General features: G+C 60.1%; 7 protein-coding genes. 1 reads left to right on the forward strand and 6 read right to left on the reverse strand.

The window, feature by feature from the left end:
• Positions 1–217: DUF4160 domain-containing protein (locus tag Q0D52_RS09975; RefSeq protein WP_294382638.1), on the reverse strand; the 217-nt coding region annotated here is incomplete at its 3' end.
• A gap of 227 nt (positions 218–444) precedes the next feature.
• On the reverse strand, positions 445–1,302 hold the full coding sequence (locus tag Q0D52_RS09980) for a DUF364 domain-containing protein (RefSeq protein WP_294382641.1): 858 nt from the start codon (positions 1,300–1,302) through the stop codon (positions 445–447).
• Positions 1,303–1,414: 112 nt separating this feature from the next.
• Between Q0D52_RS09980 and Q0D52_RS09985 the strand changes: the two genes are divergently transcribed.
• On the forward strand, positions 1,415–2,110 hold the full coding sequence (locus Q0D52_RS09985) for a hypothetical protein (protein WP_294382644.1): 696 nt from the start codon (positions 1,415–1,417) through the stop codon (positions 2,108–2,110).
• A 439-nt stretch (positions 2,111–2,549) separates the two neighbouring features.
• On the opposite strand, the gene Q0D52_RS09990 is transcribed toward Q0D52_RS09985, so the two are convergent.
• The 4 genes from Q0D52_RS09990 to Q0D52_RS10005 all read right to left on the reverse strand — a co-directional run.
• Positions 2,550–4,295, reverse strand: coding sequence for an ABC transporter ATP-binding protein (locus tag Q0D52_RS09990; protein ID WP_366930347.1), 1,746 nt, complete (start codon positions 4,293–4,295; stop codon positions 2,550–2,552).
• Positions 4,285–6,159: an ABC transporter ATP-binding protein gene (locus Q0D52_RS09995; protein ID WP_294382652.1), complete on the reverse strand. Its 1,875-nt coding sequence runs from the start codon at positions 6,157–6,159 to the stop codon at positions 4,285–4,287. Before Q0D52_RS09995 ends, Q0D52_RS09990 begins: the two co-directional genes overlap by 11 nt.
• Before the next feature lie 21 nt (positions 6,160–6,180).
• The gene (locus Q0D52_RS10000) at positions 6,181–6,804 is read right to left on the reverse strand and encodes an MptD family putative ECF transporter S component (RefSeq protein WP_294382654.1); all 624 of its coding nucleotides are present in this window, start codon (positions 6,802–6,804) and stop codon (positions 6,181–6,183) included.
• Between the two features lie 18 nt (positions 6,805–6,822).
• A partial coding sequence (locus Q0D52_RS10005; protein WP_294382656.1) for an ATP-binding cassette domain-containing protein occupies positions 6,823–7,357 on the reverse strand: 535 nt, incomplete at its 5' end.

The following is a 7,357-nucleotide window of genomic DNA, read 5'->3' on the forward strand; positions in this document are numbered from 1 at the left end:
ACCAGTTCTCTTGCAATTCTTGTTCGTGAAGGGCTATCCAGGCCAGAAGCAGTTTCTCTTGCTTTGGCGGAATCTTACCGCCAAGCAGCTTTCCCTGCAACGAATACGAAGCGTCCATGCTGCCGTAGTACACATGGACATGAGGCAATGAATGTTGCTGGTCATCGTCGAAATACATTCTCACGACAATCCCGTAAAACCTGCTGAGCTCGGGCATACTCCGTCCCCTTCCCGGGCGGCATGTGCCGCCTTCCCGTGGTGAAGAGGATCTTGCGAACGTGGTATGGGCGAAGGCGGGACCCTTCGCCAGCTTGGGCACGGCAGACGGCCGAGCGTTCGCACTGGCTCATTGCGATTATTATATAAGCGAACGCCTGTACTGTCAATACAGACGTTCGCTTTTCTTGATATCGCAACGTTTATCAGGGGGGAAATGCCTACCCGCTATTTCGCCTTCAGGCTGGCCATGACCAGCGCCTGGCCGAACAGCTGGCCGCCGCCGTTTGCCACCGCGAACTTTGCGCGCTCAGGGTCGTTCACGACCGATCCTGCCAGCTCGTGCACCCCGCGCTCAAAAAGCGCCGGCGTCATGACCACGCTCGGGCCCACCATCACCGTGGTGGCGCGCCGCGTCAGATCGAGCAGGCGCGGCGCGGTCTTGTTGATCAGCGTCACGCCGGTGATGAACGCGTAATCCGCCTGCGGCATCACGTACTCGCACCCCGGATCGGGCGTGTCCAGGCCATCGCGGCAATTCCGTTCCAAAACAGCGAGGTTTGCGTACTCGGCGATATCGGCCACGTTCGGAAAATGCCCCACCACCACGACGTTCGCGTCGCCCTTTTCGGCGATTTGCGGTTTGTAAGCGCAAATCGCGTCCTTCCGCCCGTTGCCGCCGGGCTCGTCCTCGCCGTGGTGCTCGGAGGGGTCGGCGAACTCGCAGCCCAACGGGGCGAGCAGCTCGCGACGCGAATACCACGCGTTCAGCGCCGCAATGCCCAACGTTGCCTCCTGAAAGCACCAGGACTTCGACAGCTCGGCCACCTGACGCAGTTCCATGCCGCGCAAATCCATCTTATACGTGCGCTTCCCGCCTCCGCGCACGGTGAACGCCACGCCCATGCCGCAATCCGCCTCGACATAGGACCAGTTCAGCCCCAAGCAGTAATCGCGCACCAGCACGCCCTCGGGAATGCCTGCGATCATCTGGTTGTACAAATCCCACGCGGTCCCCGGCGTTTCCGTACCCGGAAACGCAATCGCCGTCGCCCGCAAACCCGCCTGATTCTGTTGCGCTGCCATAACGCCCCTTCCTTAACGACATCGAAAATGCCAGCTTATGGCTATTCTTTCATCAGTATTATCGCCGCTCGCCTATAATGTAACGCATCATAGGACGAAAGAAGGGGTCAGCGTGCTGTTTCTACTCACCGGAGACGTGCAAATCGGGAAAACCAGATGGCTGGAGAACTTATGCGCCGGCCTGCAAGCCGCCGGCACGTGCGTGGCGGGCGTGGTGGCACCTGGGCAATGGGTGCCGCGGCCCGAAGGCCAGCCCGGCGGCAAGCACGGCTTCGACGGGGCCGGGCGCTTCGAGAAGCTGGGCATCGACAACGTGCTGCTGCCGCAGGGCGAACGCATCGAGTTCGCACGCCGCCGCGACCTGGCCGCCAAGAGCAAAGCGTTCACGGAAGGGACGCAAGCGAAGGCGGCGAAGCTGGGCTGGGCCATCTCCGACACCGCGATCGCGCAAGTCAACGCCCACTTCGCCGCACTGGCAAAGCAAGCCGGCATCACGCCGGCCGATAGCGGCATGCCCGCGCTCCCCGCCAACGAAACCCGGCTCGCCCCGCACGCGATGCTCGTGGTGGACGAGCTGGGCCGCCTCGAGCTTCTGCACAGCTGCGGCCTGACCAACGCGCTGGCCATCCTCGACGCCGGCCCCACGCCGCAGTTTCCCCATGCCATAGCCGTGGTGCGTGAGACGCTGCTCGACGAGGCGCGCAGACGCTTCGAACCGCGCTGGGGCAAGGCGACCGTCATCGGCCCCGACGACGCGGCCCGCAACCTCGTGCTCGAAACGGCGAGAGCCGCCGGGGGCGCCCACTAAGCCGCGCGCACGCGGGAAACCGCCGGCACAAACCCGGCGTGCAAGCCCCCCCGCAAACGCCACGACCAGGCACCATGCGCCATGCGTCGCACATTCGGTTCGCCTACGCCCAAACGCGCCCGTCTGCTGCCGCAAAACGCAGATCCAAGCCTCATCGGGCACAAGGGCAAACCTCGCAGAAACGGGCAACCTGACAGCATCGCGCAGAACAACGCCGCAAGGGACTGACCCCGGAGGAGTTCCGGAATCAGTCCCTTGCTGCGTAGTTCTTATTTAGGCCGTCCAAGTTTTGGGGGCGCAGTTCACGTACAGTCGGCTCTCGTGGTTTCAAGAGGCAAAACATATCGCCATCAAAGGTTCCTCTGTACCACTGGTTCGCAGATATGCCAGGCGGAGCTTCGGCACACACTCGTCTGCCCCGCCCGGCATCGCCTTTGCGTTAGAGCACCCACGCCTCGCTTTCGCGCTGCAGCTCCAACATGCGGCGGTATCTACCATCGGGCTTCTCACGCAGCTCTGCCGGGCTTCCCTGCTCCACCACGCAACCGCCTTCGAGCACCACAATCTTGTCGGCATTGTCAACCGTGCGCATGCGATGTGCGATAACGAGAACCGTCTTGCCTTGAAGCAGTTCAGAGAGAGCAGCTTGCACGTGCGTCTCGTTTTCCACGTCAAGTGAGGCCGTTGCTTCATCGAGCAGCACGATCGGAGCGTCTTTCAGCAGGGCGCGCGCAATCGAGATACGCTGGCGTTCACCACCGGAAAGCCTGCTGCCGTTTTCCCCGATCATGGTGTCGTAGCCGTTGGGCAAACGCTCCACGAACTCGTCGCAGCGCGCCGCCCTCGCCGCAGCGAGAACCTCCTCGTTCGTAGCATCCTTCTTCCCGAGACGAATGTTCTCACGCACGGTGTCGTCAAAGAGCACCACGTCCTGGAACACCTCGGAGAATGCAGAAAGCAGCGTTTCCGGATCGACGGTAGAGACGTCAACGCCGCCCACGAAGATCGCGCCAGAGCTTACGTCCCAAAAACGTGAAGCGAGCTTGACAGCCGTGCTCTTGCCCGAACCGGACGCGCCCACAAGCGCTGTCACCTGCCCTTCCCGCGCCTTGAACGATACGCTGCCCAAGACGTCCTCGCCGTCGGCGTATGCGAAGCCCACGTCTTCGAAGACCACGTCATGGCCCTGAGGCTCGAACGAGGTGCTACCCGTCTGGACCGGCTCGTTCTCGATGGCGCGCATGCGCTCCAGGCTTAAACTCATGTCCATCAGCTCGGCTACAGCCTGCAAAACAACGTTGATGGGATCGTAGACCCTCGTCACCGCCAACAGGTATACAAAGAACACGAGAAAGTCGACTTGCCCCGTCACGAGCAGCATCGTCCCCACCACGATGACGGATGCGATTCCCAAACGCAGGAAGCCTTGGGCAGAGCATACCGCCACACCCATAGCCAACTCGGCATCGATCTTCTCTCTCTCGAAACGATTGATGCGGCAATCAAGCTCATCCTGGAATGCGCCCACCTTGTTGAGAGAGCGTATCTCACGATGGCATTCAAGGTATTCCTGCAGACCATCGGCAAACGAAAGGGACGCCGCGTTCTTCTTCGCGGTATGTGACTTCTGGATGCGCGCAGTCAGAAGCAACGCCGCGAGCGCCACGGGAATGGGCCAGAGAGCAGATGCCGCCAGCCTCCAGTCGAACGCGAACATCATAGCGGCGAATACCAGCGTCGAAGCGCCCATGCCGAAAATCTGCGGCATAGTGTGCGAGAACAGGCGCTCCTGATCGGAGCAGTCCTTCATGATAACGCTCGTCAAGTCGGACAAATCGCGCCTTCCGAAAAACGAGAGCGGAAGCAGGCGCAAACGCTCCGCGATGGCGATACGCTTGCGGGCGCTTTCTTGGTAGACCACCGTGTACGTCGCGCGATATTCCCACATCTGCGTGACGAACATCACAACAAGTGCCGCCACAATGCCCGCTGCGTAGAGCGCCATGCCCGGCAGGCCAACTGAAGGGTTGTCCAAGTACCTGATGAAATCGCTTGCGACGAAGTACAGCACCACGATGGGCAGCATCAGCATCAGGTTCGCCAACGCACAGAACCCAGCACCGCGTATAAAATCCTTCATGCCTTGATCGGTCAAGGCAAAAGCATCTTGAATCCTACGCCACATGGCTGTCACCCCCTTCAATCCTCCACGTCGCGCTCGTTCGGTAGTCTCGCCACATGCGCGCATACAGTCCGCCTTGCGCGACAAGCTCCTCATGGGCGCCCTGCTCCGCGACAGAACCATGGTCGATGACGAAGATACGATCCGCATTCACGACGGTTGACAGACGGTGTGCGATCATAAGCACCGTCTTGTCTGCGCAAAGCGTTGCAAGAGCGGCCTGGATCAGTGCCTCATTTTCGGGGTCGGCAAACGCCGTCGCCTCGTCGAGAACCACAATTGGGGCTCCCTTCAATATGGCACGCGCAAGCGCGATACGCTGACGCTCTCCCCCGGAAAGATACACGCCGGCTTTTCCTACTACGGTGTTCGCGCCATCGGGGAATTTGGCAATGATGTCATCGCACTGGGCCGCATGAAGAGCCGCGAGCACCTCGGAATCACTCGCATTGGGGCGGCCCGCACGCACGTTATCAGCCAAGCTTTGCTTGAACAGTCGATCGTCTTGGAACACGAAAGAAACGGCACCCATCAGTTCCTCGGCGGGAATTCGTCGCACATCCACCCCGCCCACCAAAACGGAACCCTCATCTGCGTCCCAAAAGCGCGGGACGAGCGACGCGAGCGTCGACTTGCCGCCGCCGGACGGCCCGACAAGAGCCACCGTCGCCCCAGCGGGAACAGAAAGCGATACGTTGCGAAGCGCCGGTTCCCTGGAACCAGGGTACGAGAAGCTGACGCCCGAAAGCTCGATGCTCGCCTCCTTCGGATGGAGAGCCTTGGCAGACTCCACCTCGGCGATAGGAGCGACTTCCATGATCGTGCTCATCCGCCGCAGCGCGTCTTCGGCGATCATGACGGCCTCCGACGAATACATGACCTTCGACATCATCGTCGTCGTCATCGCCGAGAAGAACGCATAGAACAGGAAGTCGATCAGGAAAGCCGGGAAATCAGGTGCGACGGCCGCAAGCGCAATACCCGCAGGTACGAGCACCGCGAAAGTCGAGTTAATCGCAACCAGCTGCACGACTTGGGGTCGTCGGCAATACTCGGTATAATTCGTCGCCATGTCGCGGTAGCCGACGATCGCCTCGTGGAAGGCCCTGAACGAAAGCACCGTCTGCTGAAATACCTTTACCACGGGTATGCCTCGAACGTATTCGGTTGCCGCGGCGCTCATGCGCATGAGAGCCGCCTGGTACAGCTCCATGAAATGGCGGCCGCCCTTCGCGTCCTCGCGCCCCATCATCCACCACATCGCGGCGAAGGAAACGGCGATGGGGACAAGGCACAGAAGCCCCATCCTCCAGTCGAACAGGAACGCCACGACGAAGAAAATCACCGGGGTGGCGAAAGAGCCGACGAAATCGGGCAGCTTATGGGCGATAAGGTCTTCTGTCTGGCCTGCACACCCGTCGATCACGCGGCGCATCTCCCCCGACGAGTGCGCACTGAAATATCCCATCGGGATCCGCGCCACGTGGCGAACCATCGCTTTGCGCATATTTGCTGCAATACGGAAGGCCGCAAGATGCGAAGCCATGAGCGCGCCAAAATACACGATAATGCCCAACACGGCGAAAACCACAGCAAGCACAGCCCACATTGCGGCAGATGACGCTTCTGCCCAGTTCGGGTACACCGAGATCAGGTCGCGGACCACGAACCATACGCAAACAAGCGGCATCACGGTGAGCACGGCGTTCAGCGCCGAAAGGCCGCATCCTACATACGCCAAGACCCGCCGCTTGCCAGCAAACCCCAACAGCTCGAGAATCGCGTTTTTCTTCTTGGCAGGACTTTCTTTTCCCACGTCCTTTCCTACTTCTGTCGTTAGAATACCGTCTTCCCGGGTCATTTCCATAGTTACCTCCCGGTCGTTAATCTACATGCCAAGCTTGGCAAAGTGCTTCGAGAACACCTTGGTACCGATGAAGCCGCCGACGAGGCCGCCAGCGATGGTGGCAGCGCCGGTAACGACGCCCATCGGGCTTAGAATCGAGTTAACGAGCGTTTGGCCGTACTCGAGGGTCATGCCGGCCTGAACGCACATCTCGGCATAAGCCTCGCCCATCATGAGGATGAGAGAGATCTGCCCCAGCCAGAAGCAGAACGTGAACGCGGCAAAGGCGCAGATAAGCTTGGTCTTGGTGCGCTTCTGCGGATCGCCTGCGATAAGGTCTGCCACGATACCGCCCACAACAATGCCGACAGGACCGCTCCAGAACATGCCCATCAGAAGGCCGACAGCACCAACGATGATGCCCATGATGGCGATCGCGCCACGCTTCGGGACGCGATAGGCCAGGTACATGAACACGGTACCAGCGAACAACGCGCCTACCGTGTGAGTAAACCAGCACAGGTTGGCATTCGCGCTAAAGATAATCGAGAGCACCATGAACACTAGGAACAAAAGGATGCCGAACACGGCGATAAAGACGAAGTCTTTCGGGTTCAAGCCATCACGTTCCTTGGCGGCAGAACCGATTGTTGCTTTGCTTGTCATTGTGAAACCTTTCTCTTGTTACTGTATTTCTGCAAACCCGAAATTAAGCTTCAACTTCGGAAGCGTTGCCTTGTTTAAGGGGAAGCGCTCGGCGATGCGCCCGTCTTCGACCAGGGCTATCTCATCGCATGCCGAGCAGAGGAATTCATAGTCGTGCGAGACAACGCAGACAGCGATTCCCGCATCGCGCATGCGCGCGATCTGGGCATCTATTCGACGCATGTTGCGATAATCCAAGCCACTCGTAGGCTCGTCGAGAATCATCGCGCGGGCGCTCGAAAGCAAGCCGGCAGCGATGGAAAGCCGTTGGCGCTCCCCGCCTGAAAGGGAGAGCGGATGCCTGTCGGCAAGACCCTCGAGGGCAAGCGCAGCCTTTATTGCTGCAATCCGGTCCTTATTACCTAGGCTGTCTTCCGCGCCATCCGAAGAGCACGCGCTTGCAAGCTCATCGTCGACTGTGCTGCTGAACAACTGGTATCCCGGTTCTTGCATAACCAGGTACACGCGCCCCGCCCGTTTCCTTGCGCGAAGCGGCACGTCGTCGACCTCGATC

Origin of the sequence: uncultured Senegalimassilia sp. (assembly GCF_934630535.1) — a bacterium.
GTDB lineage: Bacteria > Actinomycetota > Coriobacteriia > Coriobacteriales > Eggerthellaceae > Senegalimassilia.

What these genes read in the sequence shown, in the direction of transcription:
- Q0D52_RS09980 (WP_294382641.1), bottom strand. Translation starts at nt 1,302, where the DNA reads ATGGCAGCGCAACAGAATCAGGCGGGTTTGCGGGCGACGGCGATTGCG.
- Q0D52_RS09990 (WP_366930347.1), bottom strand. Translation starts at nt 4,295, where the DNA reads ATGTGGCGTAGGATTCAAGATGCTTTTGCCTTGACCGATCAAGGCATG.
- Q0D52_RS09995 (WP_294382652.1), bottom strand. Translation starts at nt 6,159, where the DNA reads ATGGAAATGACCCGGGAAGACGGTATTCTAACGACAGAAGTAGGAAAG.
- Q0D52_RS10000 (WP_294382654.1), bottom strand. Translation starts at nt 6,804, where the DNA reads ATGACAAGCAAAGCAACAATCGGTTCTGCCGCCAAGGAACGTGATGGC.